Annotated in this window: 22 protein-coding genes; 10 read left to right on the forward strand and 12 right to left on the reverse strand. The window is 64.5% G+C overall.

The window, feature by feature from the left end; genetic code table 11:
• The first annotated feature begins 51 nt into the window (after nucleotides 1-51).
• Entirely contained in the window at nucleotides 52-969 is a 918-nt protein-coding gene (locus V6M87_RS13590) for an AraC family transcriptional regulator (RefSeq protein WP_332877175.1), read from the forward strand.
• Here V6M87_RS13590 and V6M87_RS13595 read toward each other — a convergent pair.
• Both V6M87_RS13595 and V6M87_RS13600 read right to left on the reverse strand, forming a co-directional pair.
• Nucleotides 966-2,621, reverse strand: coding sequence for a methyl-accepting chemotaxis protein (locus tag V6M87_RS13595; RefSeq protein ID WP_332877176.1), 1,656 nt, complete (start codon nucleotides 2,619-2,621; stop codon nucleotides 966-968). The genes V6M87_RS13590 and V6M87_RS13595 overlap by 4 nt on opposite strands.
• A 56-nt stretch (nucleotides 2,622-2,677) precedes the next feature.
• A complete protein-coding gene (locus V6M87_RS13600) occupies nucleotides 2,678-3,127 on the reverse strand; it encodes a cache domain-containing protein (RefSeq protein WP_332877177.1) in 450 nt (149 codons plus the stop codon).
• 323 nt (nucleotides 3,128-3,450) lie between these two features.
• Here V6M87_RS13600 and V6M87_RS13605 point away from each other — a divergent pair, with 323 nt between their 5' ends.
• Genes V6M87_RS13605 through V6M87_RS13615 form a run of 3 tightly spaced genes read left to right on the forward strand, consistent with a single transcriptional unit; the run spans nucleotide 3,451 to nucleotide 6,911 of the window.
• Entirely contained in the window at nucleotides 3,451-4,770 is a 1,320-nt protein-coding gene (locus tag V6M87_RS13605; protein WP_442920592.1) for a KamA family radical SAM protein, read from the forward strand.
• Between the two features lie 4 nt (nucleotides 4,771-4,774).
• A complete protein-coding gene (locus V6M87_RS13610; RefSeq protein ID WP_332877179.1) occupies nucleotides 4,775-6,085 on the forward strand; it encodes an MFS transporter in 1,311 nt (436 codons plus the stop codon).
• Nucleotides 6,063-6,911 carry a fumarylacetoacetate hydrolase family protein gene (locus tag V6M87_RS13615; protein WP_332877180.1) on the forward strand — a complete coding sequence of 283 codons (849 nt, stop codon included), beginning with the start codon at nucleotides 6,063-6,065 and terminating at the stop codon, nucleotides 6,909-6,911. Before V6M87_RS13610 ends, V6M87_RS13615 begins: the two co-directional genes overlap by 23 nt.
• A gap of 84 nt (nucleotides 6,912-6,995) precedes the next feature.
• Here the strand turns inward: V6M87_RS13615 and V6M87_RS13620 are convergent, their stop codons facing one another.
• Nucleotides 6,996-8,318 (reverse strand): aspartate aminotransferase family protein, encoded by a 1,323-nt coding sequence (locus tag V6M87_RS13620; RefSeq protein WP_332877181.1) that lies wholly within the window; start codon nucleotides 8,316-8,318, stop codon nucleotides 6,996-6,998.
• Nucleotides 8,319-8,436: 118 nt separating this feature from the next.
• Between V6M87_RS13620 and V6M87_RS13625 the strand changes: the two genes are divergently transcribed.
• The 4 genes from V6M87_RS13625 (at nucleotide 8,437) to V6M87_RS13640 (ending at nucleotide 11,368) form a co-directional block, all read left to right on the forward strand.
• The gene (locus tag V6M87_RS13625; protein ID WP_332877182.1) at nucleotides 8,437-8,991 is read left to right on the forward strand and encodes a carboxymuconolactone decarboxylase family protein; all 555 of its coding nucleotides are present in this window, start codon (nucleotides 8,437-8,439) and stop codon (nucleotides 8,989-8,991) included.
• Between the two features lie 120 nt (nucleotides 8,992-9,111).
• On the forward strand, nucleotides 9,112-9,678 hold the full coding sequence (locus V6M87_RS13630) for a transcriptional regulator (RefSeq protein WP_332877183.1): 567 nt from the start codon (nucleotides 9,112-9,114) through the stop codon (nucleotides 9,676-9,678).
• An 8-nt stretch (nucleotides 9,679-9,686) separates the two neighbouring features.
• On the forward strand, nucleotides 9,687-10,634 hold the full coding sequence (locus tag V6M87_RS13635; protein ID WP_332877184.1) for a sensor histidine kinase: 948 nt from the start codon (nucleotides 9,687-9,689) through the stop codon (nucleotides 10,632-10,634).
• Nucleotides 10,631-11,368, forward strand: a complete 738-nt coding sequence (locus V6M87_RS13640) for a LytR/AlgR family response regulator transcription factor (RefSeq protein WP_332877185.1) — start codon at nucleotides 10,631-10,633, stop codon at nucleotides 11,366-11,368. The genes V6M87_RS13635 and V6M87_RS13640 overlap by 4 nt, the downstream gene beginning before the upstream one ends.
• A 146-nt stretch (nucleotides 11,369-11,514) precedes the next feature.
• Here the strand turns inward: V6M87_RS13640 and V6M87_RS13645 are convergent, their stop codons facing one another.
• The 4 genes from V6M87_RS13645 to yjgA are packed head-to-tail and all read right to left on the reverse strand — an operon-like array spanning nucleotide 11,515 to nucleotide 13,630.
• Entirely contained in the window at nucleotides 11,515-11,712 is a 198-nt protein-coding gene (locus V6M87_RS13645; RefSeq protein ID WP_332877186.1) for a hypothetical protein, read from the reverse strand.
• Between the two features lie 17 nt (nucleotides 11,713-11,729).
• Nucleotides 11,730-12,398 (reverse strand): alpha/beta hydrolase, encoded by a 669-nt coding sequence (locus tag V6M87_RS13650; RefSeq protein ID WP_332877187.1) that lies wholly within the window; start codon nucleotides 12,396-12,398, stop codon nucleotides 11,730-11,732.
• A 10-nt stretch (nucleotides 12,399-12,408) separates the two neighbouring features.
• A complete protein-coding gene (gene mog / locus V6M87_RS13655; protein ID WP_332877188.1) occupies nucleotides 12,409-13,044 on the reverse strand; it encodes a molybdopterin adenylyltransferase in 636 nt (211 codons plus the stop codon).
• The gene (gene yjgA, locus V6M87_RS13660; RefSeq protein ID WP_332877189.1) at nucleotides 13,025-13,630 is read right to left on the reverse strand and encodes a ribosome biogenesis factor YjgA; all 606 of its coding nucleotides are present in this window, start codon (nucleotides 13,628-13,630) and stop codon (nucleotides 13,025-13,027) included. Before yjgA ends, mog begins: the two co-directional genes overlap by 20 nt.
• Nucleotides 13,631-13,721: 91 nt before the next feature.
• On the opposite strand from yjgA, the gene pmbA reads away from it, so the two are divergent.
• Together pmbA and V6M87_RS13670 are read left to right on the forward strand one after the other, a co-directional pair.
• Nucleotides 13,722-15,074 carry a metalloprotease PmbA gene (gene pmbA, locus V6M87_RS13665; protein WP_332877190.1) on the forward strand — a complete coding sequence of 451 codons (1,353 nt, stop codon included), beginning with the start codon at nucleotides 13,722-13,724 and terminating at the stop codon, nucleotides 15,072-15,074.
• Between the two features lie 139 nt (nucleotides 15,075-15,213).
• Nucleotides 15,214-15,444: a hypothetical protein gene (locus V6M87_RS13670; protein ID WP_332877191.1), complete on the forward strand. Its 231-nt coding sequence runs from the start codon at nucleotides 15,214-15,216 to the stop codon at nucleotides 15,442-15,444.
• Between the two features lie 5 nt (nucleotides 15,445-15,449).
• On the opposite strand, the gene V6M87_RS13675 is transcribed toward V6M87_RS13670, so the two are convergent.
• From V6M87_RS13675 to paaX, 5 genes are all read right to left on the reverse strand, one after another.
• On the reverse strand, nucleotides 15,450-16,850 hold the full coding sequence (locus V6M87_RS13675) for a DUF1501 domain-containing protein (RefSeq protein WP_332877192.1): 1,401 nt from the start codon (nucleotides 16,848-16,850) through the stop codon (nucleotides 15,450-15,452).
• A gap of 9 nt (nucleotides 16,851-16,859) precedes the next feature.
• A complete protein-coding gene (locus V6M87_RS13680; protein ID WP_332877193.1) occupies nucleotides 16,860-18,587 on the reverse strand; it encodes a DUF1800 domain-containing protein in 1,728 nt (575 codons plus the stop codon).
• Nucleotides 18,588-18,797: 210 nt separating this feature from the next.
• Nucleotides 18,798-19,154: a nuclear transport factor 2 family protein gene (locus V6M87_RS13685; protein ID WP_332877194.1), complete on the reverse strand. Its 357-nt coding sequence runs from the start codon at nucleotides 19,152-19,154 to the stop codon at nucleotides 18,798-18,800.
• The gene (locus V6M87_RS13690; RefSeq protein ID WP_332877195.1) at nucleotides 19,151-20,278 is read right to left on the reverse strand and encodes a M14 family metallopeptidase; all 1,128 of its coding nucleotides are present in this window, start codon (nucleotides 20,276-20,278) and stop codon (nucleotides 19,151-19,153) included. Before V6M87_RS13690 ends, V6M87_RS13685 begins: the two co-directional genes overlap by 4 nt.
• Nucleotides 20,279-20,307: 29 nt before the next feature.
• Complete coding sequence (gene paaX, locus V6M87_RS13695; protein WP_332877197.1) at nucleotides 20,308-21,225, reverse strand: phenylacetic acid degradation operon negative regulatory protein PaaX; 918 nt, start codon at nucleotides 21,223-21,225, stop codon at nucleotides 20,308-20,310.
• Nucleotides 21,226-21,302 lie beyond the last annotated feature (77 nt).

Consider the following 21,302-nt stretch of genomic DNA (forward strand, 5'->3'; position numbering starts at 1 on the left):
ACGATCCATACGCTAAAGTCTGGAATATCTTTGCCATCGTCCGGAAAACCTGTGGATGCCTTGTCCGACGTTCTGTCCCTGCTGAAACCTGCCAGCTATATGTTCCGTGGCATCGATGCCGGCGGCGATTGGGGCATCCGCTTCGCCGAACACCGCGGCATCAACTGCTACGCGGTTCTGTCAGGCCAGGTCTGGCTCACGTTGGAGGGCGTGCAAGGTGGGTCAAGTGTGCTGCTCGAAGCGGGCGACTGCGTGCTGCTGCCACGCGGGCACGCCTCGCGCCTGACCAGTGCGCCGGGCGCAGCAAGCGCGGACGCCTGCGACGTCTTCCCCACCGTCGAAGAAGGCGGGGTGGTGAAGATCAATGGTGGCGGCGAGGTGTTTGGCCTGGGCGGCTATTTCGCCTTCGAGGGCCCGCATGCAGACATCCTGCTCGGTGTGCTGCCGCCGCTGGTGCACATCCGCCAGGAGACCGACCGCGCCGCCTTGCGCAGCTCGATCGAACGCATCATGCAGGAGTTGCGCGTGCCCCAGCCGGGCGGCTTCCTGATCGCCCGGCACCTGATTCACCTGATGCTGTTGCAGGCCCTGCGCCTGTTCCTGGCGCAGGGCCCCGCTGCCGGTGTCGGCTGGATTTACGCGCTCGGCGACAAGCAGGTCGGCGCGGCGCTGAACGCGCTGCACGGCGACCCGGCGCGCAAGTGGACCCTTGCGGCCCTGGCCGACATCGCCGCCATGTCGCGCTCCACCTTCGCGCTGCGTTTCAGGGAACGGGTGGGCGAAGCGCCGATCGATTACCTCACGCGCTGGCGCATGCTGCTGGCGGCGGACCGCTTGCGCTCCTCGCGCGATGCCATTGGCGTGATCGCGCCGGCGCTCGGTTACGCGTCGGAGAGCGCGTTCAGCACGGCGTTCAAGCGCGTCATGGGGTGCGCACCGCGCGACTATGCGCGCGCGCTCGCCAGCTAAGCTACCTTGCGCCGTGCCGGCGTGTGTTCCAGCGCCGACTTGGTGCCGCGCATCCCGCTGCCCGGTGCACGCCGCTCGGTTGGCGCTACGGCCTGTGCCGGCGCCTCGCCGTCGATCTGGAAAATTGCTACCGCCTGCGCCAGGTTCACGGTCTGGTCATGCAGGCTTTGCGCCGCGGCGGCGGCCTCTTCGACCAGGGCCGCATTTTGCTGCGTCATGTCGTCCATCTGGCCGACCGCCCGATTGACTTCGGCGATGCCCTCGGCCTGCTCGGTGCTGGCCAGGCTGATGCGCGCAATGATGTCGTTCACCTGCTGCACCGACGCGACGATGGTGCCCATGCTGCTGCCCGCATCGTTGACCGACGCGCTGCCGCCGTCGATGATCTGCACCGACGCGGCAATGAGCGCCTTGATTTCCCTGGCCGCTGCCGCCGAGCGCTGCGCCAGCGTGCGCACTTCCGACGCCACCACTGCGAAGCCGCGTCCCTGTTCGCCCGCGCGCGCCGCTTCCACCGCCGCGTTCAGGGCCAGGATATTGGTCTGGAACGAGATGCCGTCGATGACGCCGATGATCTCGACGATCTGGCGCGAACTGGCGCGGATCGATTCCATTGTCGTTACCGCGCGGTCGACCGCCTGGCCGCCCTGTGCGGCCAGGCCGGCGGCACTGGCGGCCAGTTCCGTTGCCAGGCGCGCGTTATTGGCGTTGTCTTTTACCGCCAGGGTCAGCGTCTGCATGGTGCTCGCGGTTTGCTGGAGCGAGGCGGCCTGCAGCTCGGTGCGGCTGGACAAATCCAGGTTGCCGCTGGCGATTTCGTGCGAGGCGGTGTCGATCGAGTGGACCGCCGTCATGATGGCGCGCAGCGAGGTGGTCAGGTTGGCGATGGTCTGGTCGAGCGCGCGCGAGGTGTCGGCGATTTCGTCGCGACCATTGCTGGCTGCGCCGCCATGCAGTCGCCCGCTCGACAGCTCTGTCACCACATCGGCAATCGCGCGGATATCCCCCAGCATGGCGCGCCGCACGAACATGGTTACCGCCAGCGACAACGCAATCGACAGCAACACCAGCGCGGCCATGCTCATTACCAGCATGCGGAACTCGGCGCGGGTGGCGGCGTAGGCGTTTTCGCTGAGCGTTTTTTCCAGTTTCGCCAGCGCCGCCAGCTGGGTATTCAAAACGCCGAAATCCTTTTCGGCCTTCTGCATGGAGTTGGTGGCAATCGACTGGTCGACCTGCGCCATTTCGATGGTCTCGCCGACCGCTTTGCGGTAAGCCGCCAGCGCGGCCGTGGAGGCGTCGACCAGCTTGCGCTCGTCCGGATCGGAGACGCTGGCCAGCTGCGCCAATTGGGTGCCGATGGCGGCGTGCTTCTGCTGGATTTCCTTGATCAGCGCGGTCAACCTGGCTTGCGCAAAACTGCCATTCACCCACGCCAGCAACTGGTAGATGTTGGCGTGCGCATGCTTGGCGTCGCCGGCCACGTCGGCCGCGCTTTTCAGGCGCGCTGCGCGCACCTGCACCATGTTTTCCAGTGATGCATTCTGGCGCACCATGCCGTAATAGGCTGCCCCCGACATCAGCATCAGCAACACCAGCACCAGTCCCGGCGCCAGCAGCAATTTGGGCCCCATTCGCAATTTCTTCAGCATGGTCGACTCCATAAAAAAATGGCCGCAGCAAGCGGCCGAGGATGCTTCCTCAAGGATTATTTCTTGTACAAACCCGCTTCCAGCACCACACCGTCGACCAGCAAAATGTAGGTCGTTTTCGGTTCAATCTTGCCGGTTGTCGGGTTTTTGTATTGGTAGTCGACCCAGCCCTTGCCCTTGGCGGCGGCCATTTCGATGATCTCGCGACGGTATTTTTTACCGTTCGCATCGGGCACATCGGTCAGATCTTTGCCGACAATGGAGGGGTTGAACGGGTGCGCCAGCACGATGCCGGTCTTAACGTCGCGCATGTCGACATACAGCGATCCCTGGACGAAATCGGGGTCCTTGGCATTAATGCGCTTCATCATTTCATCCTTGCCCTTGGCCTTGACCAGCGCGGCGCCGCGCTCGGCCATGGCGATGGCGTCTTTCTCGGTCGGTTCATTGGCAGCAGCGCCGGCCGACGCAAGGGCCAGGCACAGGGTAGCGACAAACAATTTCATGACAGCTCCTTAGTAGTGCGTTAGGTGAAAGTTTCCTGAGTGCATTGCGTAATGTACGCGGCGATGCTGCCTCGCCTTTGCGCTGAAGCAAGACACCCGCGGTCGTGGTCAGCACGCAACACCGAACAGGGTTTGACCCGCGCCAACCAGACAACTCGACTTGCCGCATAGCATTCATTCCTGCCGGCAATTTTGGCCCTGTGTGTTTCCTTCCCTGTCATTTTTCAGTTCTGGAGATTGCCGTGACCCCAACGTCCAACCCGCAAGTGAAGTTCAAGCCGTACACACGCCAGACCATTGCCCTGGCGCGCCAGTGGCAGTGGATGAGCCCTGACCTGCAGGAAGCGGTGCAGGTGGTATCAACCGTGCTGCCGTTTCGCACGAATGAATATGTGATGGAGCAGCTGATCGACTGGAACAACGTACCGGACGATCCGATCTACCGCCTGACCTTCCCACATCGCGACATGCTGCCGGCGCGCGAGTACGAACAATTGCGCGACCTGGTGCTTGGTAACGCCGACAGTGAAGTCATCAAGCGTTTTGTCAAAGGCATCCGCATGCGCATGAACCCGCACCCGGCCGGCCAGATGACGCACAACGTCCCGCGCGTGAACGACGCGCCGCTCAAGGGCCTGCAGCACAAGTACAAGGAGACCGTGCTGTTTTTTCCCAGCGCCGGCCAGACCTGCCATGCGTACTGCACCTTCTGCTTCCGCTGGCCACAATTCGTCGGCATGGAAGACATGAAGTTCGATGCGCGCGAAACCACGGAACTGGTGTCCTACCTGCGCACCCATCCCGATGTCACCGACGTGCTGTTCACCGGCGGTGACCCGATGATCATGAATACCCGCTCGCTGGCCGAATTCATCGAGCCGCTGCTGGCGCCCGAACTGGCGCATATCCAGAACATCCGCATCGGCACCAAGTCGGTGGCGTACTGGCCGCAGCGGTTCGTGACGGACAAGGATGCGGATGAGCTGATGCGACTGTTCGAGAAGGTGGTCGCGGCCGGCAAAAATCTCGCCTTGATGGGGCACTACAACCATGCGGTGGAGTTGCGCAATCCGATTGCCCAGCAAGCGGTAAAACGGATTGTCGGCACCGGCGCCACCTTGCGCATGCAGGGCCCGCTGATCCGCCACATCAACGAAGACCCGAAGAGCTGGGCGGAATTGTGGACCACCGGTGTCAGGCTCGGCGCCATTCCCTACTATATGTTCGTCGAGCGCGACACCGGCCCGAGCGACTATTTCGCGCTGCCGCTGGCGCGTGCGCACGCCATCTTCCAGGAAGCGTATTCGATGGTGTCGGGCCTGTCGCGCACCGTGCGCGGGCCGTCGATGAGCGCGTTTCCCGGCAAGGTCGTCATCGATGGCGTGGTCACCATCAATGGCGAGAAGCTGTTCGCGCTGCAGTTCCTGCAAGCTAGGAATCCCGCCTGGGTGCGCAAACCCTTTTTCGCCAGGTTCGATGCGCAGGCGACCTGGCTCGACCACCTGAAGCCCGCGTTCGGGCGCAAGAAGTTTTTCTTCGAAGAGGAGGGGGACGATGCGCTGCATCATGGTCCGGCCGGTCGGGTGATTCCGATCGTGGCGGCCAGCCGGCGCGCGAGCGACGTCCAGCCCGACGCCGCGTAAGGCCATGGAGCGCACCGCGACAGATCAGGAAACGGCGCAGGCGCCGGCGCGCCTGTCCGGCGTGGCCGTCTTCTTCTACGTGTTCCTGCCCTTCGCCCTGGGCCACTACCTGTCGTCGCTGCTGCGCGCCGTGAACGCCGTGCTGGCGCCCGGCCTGGTGGCAGCGCTGGCGCTCACGCCCGGCCAACTGGGCCTGTTGACCAGCGCGTTCTTCTTTGCGTTCGCACTGGTCCAGCTGCCGGTCGGGATTGCGCTGGACCGCTATGGACCGCGCAAGGTGCAGCCGCTGCTGATGATTGTCGCTGCCATCGGCGCGCTGCTGTTCGCGCAGGGCACCAGCTTCATGCAGCTGATGGTGGCGCGGGCCATCATCGGCTTCGGGCTGGGCGGCTGCTTCATGTCGGCCGTCAAGGCGGTGTCGACCTGGATCAGTCCCGCGCGCTTGCCTTCGGTGCACGGCTACCTGATCGCCGTGGGCGGCCTGGGCGCGGCCTCGGCCACGCTACCGGTGCGCCTGGCGCTGCACTACACCGACTGGCGCGGCCTGTTTGTGGTGCTGGCCGCGCTGATCGCCTGCGTGGCTGCGCTGATCTGGCTGCTGACGCCGCGCGCGCAGCAACAGGGCGCCGCCAGGGCGCCGACCGTGCAGTCGCTGCTTGACGTTTATCGCGACCCCGCGTTCCGCAAGACGATTGCGCTGGTGCTGCTGCCGCACATGGTGTTTTTCGGCGTGCAGGGCCTGTGGATCGGGCGCTGGCTGGCCGACGTCGCGCACTACAGCGATTCGGTGGTCGCCTACCTGCTCTACCTCGGCATGGCGGCCGTGATCTTCGGCGCGATCGCGGTGGGCATGGTGACCGAGTGGGCTGGCCGGCGCGGGATCGCGCCGCTCGACGTGGCCGCTGTCGGGGTCGCGCTGTTCGTGCTGGTGCAGCTGGCGATCGTGCTCAATTACGCGCCCAGCATGCGCCTGCTGTCGGTGTTGTTCACGCTGCTGGGGACGATTACCGGCATCGAGTACGCGATCATTGCGCAGTGCCTGCCGCGCGCCTTGACGGGCCGCGCCGCCACCTGCCTGAACCTGCTGATTTTCGTCGGCGCCTTCTTCGTCCAGGCCGGCTTCGGCTGGGTGATCGGCCTGTGGCAGCCGGACGGCAATGGCCGCTTCCCTGTTCAGGCCTACCAGGTGGCGTTCGGCGTACTGGCGCTGCTGCAGGTGCCGGGGGTGGTCGCGTACTGCCTGCGCAGACGTCCGGTAGAATGTCCTCTCAATGTAGATTGCGAGGATGAATATGAAGTTGGTTCGCTACGGTAGGCCCGGCAAGGAAAAACCAGGATTGTTTGACGAATTCGGCCGCCTGCGCGACCTGTCGGGCGTGGTGGCCGACATCGATGGCAGCATGCTGTCGGACCGCGCGCTGAAGAAAATCGCGAAGATCGATTACACCACGCTGCCGCTGGTGCGCGGCAACCCGCGCATCGGCGTGCCGATTGCGAAGGTCGGAAAATTCATCGGCATCGGGATGAACTACGCCGATCATGCGGCGGAAATCGGTGCACCGATTCCGACCGAACCGCCCGTGTTCATGAAGGCGATCACCTGCCTGAACGGCCCGGACGACGCCATCATGCTGCCCAAGGGTTCCAAAAAAACCGACTGGGAAGTCGAGCTGGGCGTAGTCATCGGCACCCGCGCGCAGTACGTGTCGGAGGAAGATGCACTGAGCTTCGTGGCCGGGTATTGCGTCGTCAACGACGTCTCCGAGCGCGCGTTCCAGATGGAGATGGGCAGCCAGTGGGACAAGGGCAAAGGCTGCGACACCTTCGGCCCGGTCGGCCCGTGGCTGGTCACGCGCGATGAAGTGCTGGATGTGCAGGACCTCGATTTGTACCTGGAAGTGAACGGCAAGCGCATGCAGACAGGCAATACGTCGACCATGGTGTTCACGGTGGCGCAGATCGTCAGCTACCTGTCGCGCTTCATGACCCTGGAGCCGGGCGACATCATCTGCACCGGCACGCCGCCGGGAGTGGGGCTGGGACGCAAGCCGCAGAAATTCCTGAAGAAGGGCGATACCTTGCGGCTCGGGATTGCGGGGCTGGGGGAGCAGCAGCAGGATGTGATCGGGTATGCGGTGTAAATCGTTTACATAATTTTCATGGGTGGTATAGGTCCCGGCGCAGGCCGGGACCTATACCACCTTCGCTCAGTGACGCAAAACGCTTTACCCAACCGCCGCATCCACCGCCCCCCTCAAGCGCGACACCATCTCCTCCAAATCCGCCTCACTCGCGATAAACGGCGGCGCCAGAAGCACATGATCTCCGTTCTGCCCATCGATCGTCCCCCCCATTGGATACACCATCAAACCGCGCGCCATCGCCTCGCTCTTGAGCACCGCATGCAGCTTGCGCTCCGGCGCAAACGGCGCCTTGCTGTCGCGGTCGCGCACGAACTCCAGCGCCATGAACAGGCCGCGTCCGCGAATGTCGCCCACGTGCGGATGCGCGCCAAACGTGTCGACCAGCAGGCTGCGTAAATAGTCCCCGCGCGCACGCACTTGCGCCAACAGCCCATCGCGCGCAATCACCTGCTGCACCGCCAGTGCGGCGGCCGCTGCTACCGGATGCCCGATATAGGTATGCCCATGCAGGAATGCGCCGCTCCCCATGCGCAGGCAGTCGACGATGGCGGCCGAGGCCAGCACCGCACCGATTGGCTGGTAACCTGCGGCCAGCCCCTTGGCTACCGCGATGATGTCCGGCGCCACCCCCTCCTGCTCGATCGCGTACATGGTGCCGGTGCGCCCCATGCCGCACATGACTTCGTCGGCGATGAACAGGATGCCGTAGTGGTCGCACAGTGCGCGCACGCCGGCAAAATAGTCAGGCGTGGGCGCAATTGCGCCGCCGGTAGCGCCCACCACCGGCTCGGCGACGAAGCCGATCACGTTGTGGGCGCCGGCCGCCAGGATCGCCGTCTCCAGTTCGGCCAGCAGCGCATGGGTGTAGTCGGCGATCGATTGACTGGCCAGCCGGTCGCGGTAGGCGTAGCAGGGAGAGACGCGCGCCACGTTCATCAGCAGCGGCGCGAACGGCTTGCGGCGCCAGGCATTGCCGCCCACAGCCAGCGCGCCCAGCGTGTTGCCGTGATAACTCTGGCGCCGCGCGATGAAGATGGTGCGGTCCGGCTCGCCCTTTTCGACGACATACTGGCGCGCCAGTTTCAATGCCGTCTCCATTGCCTCCGAGCCGCCCGACACCAGGTACACGGCTTTGATGCCGGCGGGCGCGCCGGCAACGAGCGTATCGGCCAGTTGTTCGGCCACCTCGGTGGTGAAGAAGGCCGTATGCGCGTAGGCGCAGCGGTCGATCTGGCGGTGCATGGCCGCAATCACGTCGCGTTGGCCGTGGCCCAGCGACGACACCGCCGCGCCGCCGCTGGCGTCGAGATAGGCTTTACCGTTGGCGTCGATCAGGTACATGCCTTCGCCACGCACCGCGACAGGTGGCGTCTGGCGCAGGCTGCGGTGGATAATATGCGTCATGGTTCGGCTCCCTCCTGGCTGAAAATGGAGAGTCCAAGGTAAGCGTACGCATAACGGGAGCGTTTGATTTTTAGCGTAAGCTGTCCACTTAATTTTCCAGCGAGACACAAATCCAACAATGCGCGATCGACTCGGACCCCTGCAAGAGAGCGAGATGACAGAGGCGCAACGCGCCGCATCCGATGCCATCATCGCCGGCCCCCGCGGCGCCGTCTACGGCCCCTTCATCCCGCTGCTGCGCAGCCCCGAGCTGATGGAGGCGGCCCAGCGCATGGGTGAATACCTGCGCTATCGCAGCGCCATCGGGGTGCGCCTGTCGGAGCTGGCGATTCTGGTCACGGCGCGTGTATGGAACCAGCAGGTCGAGTGGGCGATCCACGCGCCGATTGCCGTGCAGGTCGGGATTCCCGCCGACGTGATTGCGGCCATTGCCCGGCGCGAGCGGCCCGCCACCATGCTGGTCGACGAAGCCGTCGTGCACGACTTTTGCGTCGAGCTGCACCGCGATAAACGCGTCTCGGACCGGGTGTATGCCGATGCGCTGGCGCTGTTCGGCGAGCACGGCGTGGTCGACCTGATGGGCATCAACGGCTATTACACTTTTCTGGCGATGGTGATGAATACGGCGCAAACGGATGTGCCGCCGTCCAGCGCTGCTGCGCTGCCCGACTGATCGTCGCCTGAGAGCCGCGCTTGTCTTGACCGGCAGGGCGCTCGTCGCACGGTGATCACGGCTACGCTGGCGCCGGTTACGCTGCTTGTGTGACAATTCGTCACGTAACCGGAGAAACCGATGAAACCATATTACGTCCTGGCCGCGGCGATTGCCGCAACTTCCGTGCTGGCGCTGGCCGCCGCGCCTGAACCACTGCCTGCGCCATGGGTCGTCACGGGCCAGAACGCCAAAAGTTTCGAAGGTGGTATCGATCAGTCCGACGGGTTCAAGGGCGCCAAATTCATTCGCAATAAAACCGGCGAGGCCGGCGTCTGGGGCTCGCTGGGGCAGTTCATCTCGGCGCAGAATTACCTGGGCCAGCGGGTGCGTTTCCGCGCGCGCGTACGCACGGAAAACGTCACCGGTTGGTCGGGACTGTGGATGCGCATCGATACGCCGGACCTCGGCCGGATCACCCTCTACAACAGCTACGACAAACCGATCAAAGGCACGACCGGTTGGCAGGAGCGCAGCGTGGTGCTGGACGTGCCGATGGATGCCACGGCCATTGCATTTGGCGTCATCGACAATGGTATCGGCCAGGTATGGATCGACCAGTTGGCGCTGGAGACCGTCGGTACCGATGTGCCGGTCGATACCATGCCGACGGCGCAGCAGAAACTGCCGGTGACGCCGTCGCTGTGAGCGCAGTCGTGCGGGACAGATTGCTGGCGCTGCTGATCCTGGCCGTGCTGGTGGCCGGTGCGTTCTGGCTGCGCCGCTTCGCCTGGCTCGGCCTGTTCGGCGCGATCATGCTGCCGCTGCTGCTGGCCGCCAGCCTGCTGCCGCTGGTGCGCGGATGGATCGGCAAATGGGCCTGCCTGCTGGCCGCCACTGCCTGCGGCACCGCGGTGGCGCTGCCGCTGTATCACGCCTGGAGCGCGGCGCTGGCGGCGGGCCGCTTGCCCGACCTCCAGTTGCTCGCTTGTGCGTTTGGCATCAGCACCGCCATCCTCGGTCTGCCGCAGTGGCAAGGACAGATCCGGCAGCGTGCCGCACAGATGGCGTCGCTGCGCCATGCCGCGCTGGCGGCCGAACTCAAAGCGCTGCAAGCCCAGGTCGAGCCGCATTTTCTGTATAACACCTTGGCCAATGCCCGCTACCTGGCGCGCAACGATCCGGAACGCGCGGCGCAGATGCTGGAACACCTGATCGCCTACCTGCACAGCGCCTTGCCGGACTTGCGCGCCGAGGCGTCGACGGTCGGGCGCGAATGCGAGCTGGCCGGCCACTATCTGGCGCTGATGCAGGTGCGCTTCGGCGCGCGCCTGCTGTACATGGTCGACTGTCCACCCGCACTGGCGCTGCTGCCGATGCCGCCGCTGCTGTTGATGACGCTGGTGGAGAACGCCGTGCAGCATGGCGTCGAGCCGCAGCCTGGCGTGGTGGCGGTGAGCGTCGAGGTTGAGCTGCTTGAGGCCGGGGTGCGCATCCGCGTCAGCGACGACGGCGCGGGCATCGGCCAGGCGGTGCTGGGCAGTGGCGTCGGCCTGCGCAACCTGCGCGAACGCCTGAAGGCCCTGTACGCTGGCCGCGCGACGTTTCAGCTGGCAGCGCGCGCTGGTGGCGGCGCGGACGCGGTCCTGGTGCTGCCGGCATGAGCGCGCCCCGTATTTTGATCGCCGACGACGAGCCGCTGCTGCGCGCCGAACTGCGCGAGGCGCTGGCCTTGCTGTGGCCAGAGGCGCAGATCGTGGCCGAAGCGGCCGATGGCATCGAAGCGCTGCGCCTCGGCCGTGCGCTGGCGCCGGACATCGCATTTCTTGACATCCGCATGCCGGGCCTGGACGGCCTGGCGCTGGCGCAGGTATTCGGCGCGGCCACGCATATCGTGTTCGTGACGGCATACCAGGAGCATGCGGTGGCGGCGTTCGAGCAGGGCGCGATCGATTACGTGGTCAAGCCGATCGGCATGGAGCGCCTGGCGCGCACCATCGCGCGCGTGCGCGAGCGGCTTGGCGCGCCACCGCCGGACCTGGGGCCGCTGATGCGCAGGCTGCAGGCGAAGGCGGCGCCGTCATGGCTGCAGGCCAGTGTGGGCTCGGCGATCCACTTCATCGACCTGGCCGATGTGGTGTATTTTTGTGCGGATGCGAAGTACACGCGGGTGGTGACGGACACCATGGAGGCGCATATCCGGCTGTCGCTCAAGGAACTGGGGGAGGCGCTCGATGGGGCGGCGTTCTGGCAGGTGCACCGCGGGTATATGGTGGCGGTGAAGCGGATTGCGTCGGCGGTGCGGGGGGTGGATGGGGCGTTGTGGGTGAATTTACGGGGGCATGCGGGAAGGGTGCCGGTGAGCCAGCGGTTTCAGTATCTGTTCAAGGGGATGTAGAGGTGCAGGCGCTTTTCCTCGCAGATCTTGCGGGGTATGGGTCCCGGCCTTCGCCGGGATGACGGTTTTAAAGCCAACGCACTTAAGACCGTCATCCCGGCGCAGGCCGGGACCCATGCCACCTCAATGCAGTGACGGCGCCATGATCAAGCCAACGCCTCCTTCGCCGCCTCTTCCGGCGTCAAGCCATCATAAAACTGGTCCGTAAACCATTCGACTTCTTCCTCGATATGGTCCTGCGCCTGCTTCTGCGTGGCGCCGCCGGCGACCAGGAAACCTTCGACCTCGATGCACCAGTGAATCAGCGCCAACGTTTCTTCGTCGAGTACTTCCTTCTTTGCCATGATGTCCTCCTAAAAGACTACGCTAAAACTTTTTTCAACCACTTGGCAATATCGTCGACCTCGTCCTGGCACAGCGAGTGCTGCATCTGGTAGGCGTGCCATTCGACCTGGTAACCCAGCGCCACCACCGCATCACGCGACGCTTCGGCGCGCACGATCGGTACCACGCCGTCCTGGTGGCCATGGGCCATGAAGATCGGCGTGGCCAGGCTTTGCGGCGTGTGTTCGGCCGCCGCTTTTGGCGCCAGCGGCAGGTAGCCGGACAGGCACAGCATGCCGGCCAGGGTTTCCGGATGGCGTAAACCAGTCTGCAGCGTCATCGCGCAGCCTTGCGAGAAGCCGGCCAGGATGATGCGCGAGGCCGGAATGCCGCGCGCTTTTTCGCGCGCGATCAGCGCTTCGATCTGCACCTGCGACGCACGCAGGCCGGCTTCGTCTTCCCGGTTGACCAGGTCGGCGCCCTTGATGTCATACCACGAGCGCATCACATAGCCGTTGTTGACCGTGACCGGCATCATGCCGGCGCTGGGAAACACGAAGCGAATGCCCGGCAAGCCGGTCAGATCGAGCTCGCGCACCAGCGGCACGAAGTCGTTGCCGTCGGCGCCCAGGCCGTGCATCCAGATGATGGCGACCGAGGGATTGGGCGCGGTCTCGATTTCGATATTTTCCAGCAGCTTGGTCATTGTGGGTCTCTTAAACTTTGGCGGGTCGCTGCGCCGACTTCGGGCGGAACGCCTTGCAGACGGCGTCGTTGGTGTCGATGTAGGGGCCACCGATCAGGTCGATGCAGTAGGGGACGGCGGCGAAGATGCCGGCCACCAGCATCGCACCGTCCGCGTCCTTCAGGCCTTCCAGCGTTTCCTTGATGGCTTTTGGCTGGCCCGGCAAATTCATGATCAGCGCGGCGTGCTCGCCAATTTCACGGATCACGGCCACCTGGCGCGACAGAATCGCGGTGGGCACGAAGCGCAGGCTGATCTGGCGCATCTGCTCGCCGAAACCGGGCATGTCGCGCGTTGAGACGGCGAGGGTCGCTTCCGGCGTGACGTCGCGCCGCGCAGGGCCGGTGCCGCCAGTGGTCAGCACAAGGTGGCACTGGCGCTCATCGACCAGTTCCAGTAGCGTGCTTTCGATGTCGTCGCGCTCATCGGGAATCAGGCGCGATTCGATGCGGAAGGGGGAAGAAATGGCCGACGCCAGCCAGGCTGACAAGGCAGGGATACCTTCGTCGGTATACACACCAGCGCTGGCGCGGTCAGAGACCGAGACCAGGCCGACTATAAGCTCACCCGCCAGCTCAACTGCGTCTTCATTTGTCGTCGTGTTCATCGGCGTCGTCCTCGATAACGTCTTCGTCGTCTTCGGATTTGGCTACCGGCTTGTTCAGGTCCTTGAGGATCTGGAAGATCTCGCGGTAGGCTTTTGGCGGCTTGTTCTCGGCCTGCTCTTTGCGTGCATTGCGGATCAGGGTGCGCAGGTGCTGCACATCGAGTTCCGGGTGTTCGGCCAGCAGCACGGTCAGGGCAGCATCGTCTGCCAGCAGTTTTTCGCGGCGGCGCTCGAGCGCGTGCAGGGCGGCGGTCTCGGACTTCGAGGCCCCTTTCCAGCTGTCGATGGTGCGCTGGATGATGGCGATTTCCGCTTCATCGAGGGTACGCATCTTCTTGCCGACGAATTGCAGCTGGCGGCGGCGGCCTTCGTGGTTGGTGATGGTCTGGCACATCAGGATCGCATCGCGCACGTCCTCCGGCATCGGGACGCGCTTGACACGGTCGCGCGCCTCCGCCACCAGCAGTGCGCCGAGCTTTTGCAGGGCGTCGCTCTCGCGCTTGGCTTCGGATTTGGACGGGCGCTCGTATTCCTGCTCGAATTCGGAGGATTGGAACCCGCAGGCTCCGCGGTTTGGATTTGGCATGATATCGATCCGACAGGCTTTGGGCCGACCGGTAAAAACAGTAAACGGCTGCTATGATACCTGTTTTACGAAGCCAGCCTAAGAAGACGCCATGAACGACAGCATGTTCACCCACACCCAGGACCAGCTCAAGCAGCTCGCGCGCGACGTGCTTGCGTTTGCGAAAGAAAAGGGCGGCAGCGATGCAGCGGTCGAATTCTCCGAAGGCGGCGGCTTGTCCGTGTCGGTCCGCAAGGGCAAAATCGAGACGATCGAACAAAACAAGGACAAGGGCATGGGCGTGACGGTGTATATCGGCCAGCGCCGCGGTAACGCCAGCACCTCCGATTTTTCCGCCGCCGCCCTGCGCGCCACGGTCGATGCGGCTTACAACATCGCCCGCTTCACGGCCGAAGACGATTGCGCCGGCCTGGCCGACCCCGCTTTGTACGAACACGATCCGCAAGACCTGCGCCTGTGCTACCCATGGGACATCACGGCGGCGGACGCCGTGGTGCTGGCCCAGCGCGCCGAAGCGGCCGCGTTCGACGTCGACCCGCGCGTGACTAACAGCGAAGGCGCCAGCGTGCACGTGCAGTCGTCCCATTTTGTCAGCGCCAATTCGCGTGGCTTCATCGGCGGCTATCCGTTTTCGCGCCACACCTTATCCGTGGCGCCCATCGCCGGCAAGGGCGCGCGCATGCAGCGCGATTACTGGTACACCTCGGCGCGCGACCCGATGCGCATGGCGCAACCCGAAGCGGTGGGCCGCTACGCCGCCGAACGCGCACTGGCGCGCCTGAACGCGCGCCAGATGAGCACCGTCACCTGCCCCGTGCTGTTCGAGGCGCCGCTCGCTGCGGGCCTGCTGGGCGCGCTGGTGCAAGCCACGTCCGGTGGCGCGCTGTATCGCAAGTCGACCTTTTTGAACGATTCGCTCGGCACCACCATCTTCCCGACCCATATCTCGGTGACGGAAGACCCGTTCGTGCTCGGCGGCGTCGGTTCGGCACCGTTCGATGAAGAAGGCGTGCGCACGGTACGCCGCGACGTGGTGCGCGATGGCGTGCTGCAAGGGTATTTCCTGTCCTCGTATTCGGCGCGCAAACTCGGCATGCAGACCACTGGCAATGCGGGCGGGTCGCACAACCTCGAGATGAAGTCGAGCGGGACCCGCCTGGCCGACGATTTTGCGGGCATGCTGCGCAAGATGGATCGCGGGCTGCTGGTTACCGAACTGATGGGCGAGGGTACCAACTACGTCACGGGCGACTATTCGCGCGGGGCGTCGGGGTTCTGGGTGGAGAACGGCGTGATTCAGTATCCGGTGGAAGAGATCACGATTGCGGGGAATATGAAGGATATGTTCCAGGCGATCGTCGGGATCGGGTCGGATGTGCTGACGCGCGGGAACAAGACGACCGGGTCGATTCTTATCGAAAAAATGGTGGTGGGCGGGAGCTGATTACACCTCACGGTTCTGCGGGCGGGTTATGGGTTCCCGCCTTCGCGGGAATGACGTGCTTATGTTAGTTGAACCAAAAACCGTCATCCCCGCGCAGGCGGGGACCCATAGCACCTCAAATTAGCCAACACAGTAAAACATGACCATCTTCTCCCAATCCGTCTTCGACGCCACCGTCATCTACAACGACAATGAACTGTTCAAAGGCCAGGGCGCCGCCCTCGGCTGGGCCGCGAAAGTGGCTGCTGAACTGGGCACCCCGGTCACCGTCGAAAAAGTCGGCACCGGCTGGATCCTGGTCGGCGCGGTCGACGGTGAGCCGCGCCGTTGGTGCATCATCGGCCAGCGCATTGCACCACTAAAAGACTAAACGGTTTATAAAAAACCCAGCGTGCGCGCGCTGGCGTTGTAGTTCGAAAGACTCGGCAGCATCGTCAACAGCCCGCTGTCCGAAATTCCCATCCATTTGCCCAGTGTCGCCGCCAGCTGGTCGACCGAGGTGGTCGGCAGCAAGCGCCCCTGGCCGACATCGTCCACGCCGCCATTGGCCACGACCGGTGCGGTGCCATATAAACTCTGGCCCTTGACCGCGCCACCCATCACGAAGTGCATGCTGCCCCAGCCGTGGTCGGCGCCGTCGTTGTTGCCGGTCATGGTGCGGCCGAAGTCCGAGGCGGTGAAGGTGGTTACGCTGTCGGCCACGCCCAGTTCCACCGTACTGGCATAAAACGCCGCCATCGCGTCGGCCACCAGCTTCATCAGTTTCGGGTGCGTGGTCGCCATGCTGTCGTGCAGGTCGAAGCCGCCCAGCGACACGAAAAACACCTGGCGCTTGGCGCCCAGCGCGGGCGCTGCGGCGATCATGCGTGCCACCATTTTCAGCTGGTCGCCCAGGCCATTCGCGGCCGGGAACGGCGTGGCCAGCGCGGTGCTGCCGGCCAGGGCGCCCGTCAATGTGGTGTTGGCGTCGATCGAGCGCTTGGCCACTCGGTTGTATTCGTTCTCCAGCAAGTGCGTGCGCGGCTGCGTGATCAGCGTGCGCAGCGCTTCGGTGGCAGCCGACGAGCCAAACAGCGGGTTTTTCAGGCCGGACAGCGGCACCGAGCCGTTGGTCGAGACCTGGTACTGCACCGCCGAGGCGCCCGACATGAAAATCGCATTGCCCGACACGTTCACGCAGGTGAAGGTGGAATTGGTATTGCCGGACTCGAAAATATCGCCGATCCGTCCGCCCCAGCCCGATTTGGCCCCTTCCGGCGCTGACGACTGCCAGGTCGATTGCTGGTCGTTGTGCGAAAACAGTTTGGCCGGCAGCTTCACCGATTTGGCATTCCACTGCGCCTTGGTGGTCGGCTGAATCAGGGTGCCGATGTTCATGATGACGCCCAGTTTGCCGCTGTCGAACAGTGGCAGGATCGGTGCCAGGCCGGGCGCCAGCGCGTACTGGTGCGCCGCGCCGGTGGAGTCGAGCGGCGCGGCTGCCAGTGGTTTGAGCAAGGTGGCGTCCAGGCTCGCGCGGGTGTGCGCGAAGGTCGGGCGCATCGCCTGGTAGGCGTTGTAGCTGGTCGCATCGTAAGGCACCACCGTGTTGGCGTAGTCGTTACCGCCGTACAGGAAAATGCAGACCATGGCTTTGTAGTCGGTCGCGCCGGCTGCGGAGGCGTCTGCCATCGCGGCCAGGTTCAGCGCCCACGGGGCGGCGGCGCCGGCGATCGACAGCGCCGAGGCGCGTTTCAGGAAGGCGCGGCGCGATGGATTGGTGTCAGGTTTGTTCATGGCGCTGCCTTATTTCTGGATGATGAACTCGGGGGCTGCCAATACCAGCACCAGGGCGGTATAGATGCGATTGAGGCGCAACACGTCAGTGCCGAAACCCATGGTGTCGAGCGCGCCCTTGAGCAGCGCGATGGTGGCGCCGGAGAGCTGGCCGTTGGCCATCACGAGATTGATTTCGTCGAGCAGGCCCTGGGAACTGTCGGACAGCGCCATCCAGGCCGCATAGGTCGGCTTGACATCGCCGGCGCCGTTCTTGACGACGCCCTGCATGTAATTCAGGTAGCCGACCACGCTCGATTCATTGGTGATGCCGAATTCCGGCGCGACCATGCCGCTGGTGGCCACGGGGCTGTTCGGCGGCACGTAGCCGGGGCGGAAAAAGTTGAAGACGCTGCTTGAGCGCAGGGGACTCTGGCCCAGCCGGTTGGACGGATCGCTGGTGTTGCCGATGGTCCAGGCATCCGCCGTCGAGGTGGCGTCGGTGGCGCGCACCCAGGACGCCAGGCGCAGGATCGGTTCGCGCTGCTTGCCGAAAGAGGCGTTGCTCAGGTTGGCCGGGTTGCGCGCCTCGTCGTCGAGCAGGACGGCCTTGATGACGGCCTTCAGGTTGCCCTTGGCGCCGCTGCCGTCGTTGTTGAAAACAGCCGTCACACGGGTGACATAAGCCGGTGACGGGTTGCTGGTGACCAGGCGCTGGATCAGCTGGCGGCTGATGTTGGGCGCCAGGCTCGCGTGCGCGAAAATCGCGTCCAGCGCCATGGTCAGGCTGTTTTCGCCTGTGGTGCCGGCCGCGATGGTCGTGCCGAGGAAGGTCTTGGTGCCGGTTTCGTGGTTCTTGGCCGTCACGATCATTGGGCGGCGCTTGAACTCCGGCACGGTGTAGACGGTGCCGGTCATGTCGTAGCCCCAGCCGGTGAACACGCGCGCCAGGCCGGTGACGTCGTCGAGCGTGTAGGTTTCCTGGGTCGCGCCGTTATTCAGTTTGGGCGTGCCGTCCAGGTTCAGCTGCACCAGGCCGATGGTGAACAGTTGCATGACTTCGCGGGCATAGTTCTCGTCGGGCATGGCGCCGGTGCTGAGGTTCTGCTTGACGCTGCCGCGGTAGGTCAGGTATTCACCCATCGGCGCGCTGGTCGACACTTGCTGCAGCAGCGTGCGGTAATTGCCGAAGGCGTTCGCTTCGAGCAGGTCGAGGTAGGCCGCGGCGGAAAATTGCACCCAGCCGGTGCTGAAACCGGACACCGACGTCACCAGGATTTCGGACAGGGCAAAGGTGATGCGCTGGCGCAGCGTGTCCGGTGAGGACAGCATCTTGCGCCAGATGACCGGGTCGGCGCCCGCTTCGCTGTATTGGTTGGCGATGGCGTCGAAGCCCTTCGCTACCAGCCAGTCCCAGCGGGTCTGGGTCGGCGCCATGGCCATCTGCTCGTCGAGCCAGGCGCTGTAGCCGATAGCCTGAACGCGTTCGATCTGCGCACGCGTGGCGCCCATCGAGGCCTGGCCCAGGAAGCGCGCGGCCAGGCTGGCTGTCGGCAGGCTGACCGGCGTCGCCGGGGCGGTAACGGGGGTGGTCGCGCCGGGCGTGGCAGCGCCGCTGTCGCCGCCACCGCCGCCGCCGCAGGCGGCCAGCAAGGCGCCCAGGCCGAGGGCGACCGGGGCCAGCGATGGCGTGCTGGCTGCGGCTGTGGGAATCTGCAGCGCGGGGGCCGCGCCAATGCTCGTTTCAAGGACTGTCATGCCGCACCCGATCAGGTTGTATGTACCAACCAGAATGCTAGAGGCGGCTTGGCTTACATGCCTAACGGCAATATGTAATCAATTGTTAAAAGCCAAGTAATGAAGCTTTGGCGCAACATAATCTTGCGCGACTGGCATGCCAGATGTCGGATGATTACGACGTAACGTGGCAAATGTGTATCAGCTGTTGCCGCATTTGCCACGTGGCGTTTATGCCAGCGTTTGCACGCCGGTGGCGAACGACGCGCGCGCAATTTTGCCGTCAACGACTTCGTACACGCACAGCATTTCCAGCGTGCCGACGCCCTCCGGAAAATTGCGCGTGATTATTTCGAGGTCGATCACCATCTTGCCCAGCACAGTGCGTGAAAGCAGGCGCGCGTGCAGGTCCGGTTCGGCGAAGCGGATCGCGTAGCGGCCCCGCAGCGCGTCGTGGCCCTGCGCCAGCAGTTCGCCATGCAGCACGAACTGCTGCGCGTCCGGCGCGTAGGTCGCCATCAGGGCGTCGAGGTCTTTCGCGTTGAAGGCATCGAGCTGCGCCTGGATGACGGCGGCAGGCGCCATCATTGCGCGCGCAACGACAGCAGTACCGGCTGCAGCACGGCCGCGCCGAGGCGTGCGCTGCGTGCGCCGTCCCAGCCGACCTGCTCGTCCGGATCGTTGGCGTTGTCCTTGAACGGCAGCTCGAGCGTCAGCGACAGGCAGCCGAAGGCGTGCGTGATGTGCGGCGAGCCCATGGTCAGCACTTCGTCCGTGTACGGCGCCGGCGGGTAGCCGTGCACGTCCTGGAAGTCGGGGCTGGCGATCTTGAAGTCGTCCATGAAGCGGCGCTGGGCTGCTGCTTGTGCGGCGCTGAAATTGGGCAGGGCTTCGCTGCCAGCCACGAATACGTACGGCAGGCCTTCATCGCCGTGCACATCCAAAAACAGGTCGCAGCCAATTTCGTGCATCTTCTGTTTGACGAGGAAAACTTCCGGGCTGCGCGCCATGGTGGGATTCAACCACTCGCGATTCAGGTTGGCGCCAGCGGCGTTGGTTCTCAGGTTGCCGCGCGCGGCGCCGTCCGGGTTCATGTTCGGTACCACGTAGAACACCGACTCTTTTAACAGCTGGCGCCCGAACGGGTGGGCCGGGTCGAGCAGGGCGTCGAGCATGCCTTCGACGAACCACTCGGCCATCGTCTCGCCCGGGTGCTGGCGCGCGATGACCCAGACTTTTTTGCTGGCGGCCGGGTCACCGATGACCAGCATATTCAGGTCGCGGCCGTCGACCGTGTTGCCCAGGTCGACCATGCGCACGCTTTCCGACATCTGCGCGCGGTCCAGCAATTCCAGGTGGCGCTCGAACGAGTACGGCTCGAAATAGGCGTAGTAGACGCTATCCATGGCCGGCGTGTGCTCGATGGTCATCACATTGCCGTCGAAGGAAGTCGGCACGCGGAACCAGTTAATGCGGTCGTAGCTGGCGCAGGCGCGGTAGTCTTCCCAGCCGGCCGGATAGGCGCTTTTTCCGGCATTGAGCAGGCGGATTGTGCACGGCTCGCCTTGCGCGCCCTGCAGGCGGAAATAAAACCACTGGGTGATGTCGGCGTGCGAGTCCTTGCGGATGTTCAGGTCGATGGCGTTGGCGCTTGTGGCGCTGACGATGTCGATGGCGCCAGCGTCGAACTGGCTGCTGATCTTGATAGACATGATGTGTCCTGGTGATGGTGGATCGACGATTATAGTCCGCCGAAACGTTCGAAGTAGGCGGCATCGGCTTGCGGCGCCGCCGGCTCTTCGGCGGTTAGCCGCGCCATGACGTGCGCTTCGGCCTGGCTGGCCACCAGCCGGTAAATGGCGCCGGCCAGCGCGTAGGCGTCCGAGCCGGGCCAGGGTGCTGGCAACAGTTCGACCGGCAGCATCGGGTCGTGCAGTTGCACCCGGCGGTAGGCGTGGATGAGCAGGGAGCGGATGGCGAACGACGCGCCTGGCGCGGGCGCGCCGTCGCGCTGCAGGATGGCCAGCAGGGGTGTAAAGGTCGCGCTGAACTGGCGGTAGCTGTCGATTTCGGGCCGCAGGTCCCAGGCCGCGTCGACCAGTTCGCGCAGCGGCCGGCTGGCGCCGCCGGGCAGCTCGGTCGCCGCGCAGATGAACACCTTGCCGGCCGCGCCGGTGCGCGCCAGGATCTCGCCCAGGCTGCCCTGGTCGGGCGCGGGATGGGCCAGCACGCCGGGCGCCAGCATCGCATAACCCTCCCATTCGAGTTCCTTGCGCAGCGCCGTGCGCACGGGGGCATCGATGCTGCCATTTGGCGCGAGCAGCAGCGTCCAGCGGCCATCCCAGTGCAGGCCGGGGGCGGCGTAGATGCGCCGGTTGGCGCGTTCCAGCCGCGGCAGCGCTTCGCCATCGATGGCGTAAAGGCTGCGCCGGCCATCGCGTTTGGCGACCAGCCAGCCTTCCTGCGCCAGGCGGAACACGCTGGTGCGCAGCAGGCGGTCGGTAACGCCGAACGGCGCCAGCAGCTCGATCAGGCTGCCCAGCCAGACGCGCCCGCCGTGCGGGGCGATTGCGTCGCCGATGACCGTCATGACGAGCGATTTTGAGCGCGGTGGTTCAGTTGCGAGGAAGGCCGCGATCCATTCAGAAGCAATTTGCATGCTGACAAGGATACGCGAAAGCGCAACATGATTCAAAAACGCGGTGTACATTCATTTTTCTGTATCGTATGATGGGC

The sequence above is a fragment of the Massilia sp. S19_KUP03_FR1 genome (assembly GCF_036688685.1).
Taxonomy (GTDB): Bacteria; Pseudomonadota; Gammaproteobacteria; order Burkholderiales; family Burkholderiaceae_D; genus JALYUM01.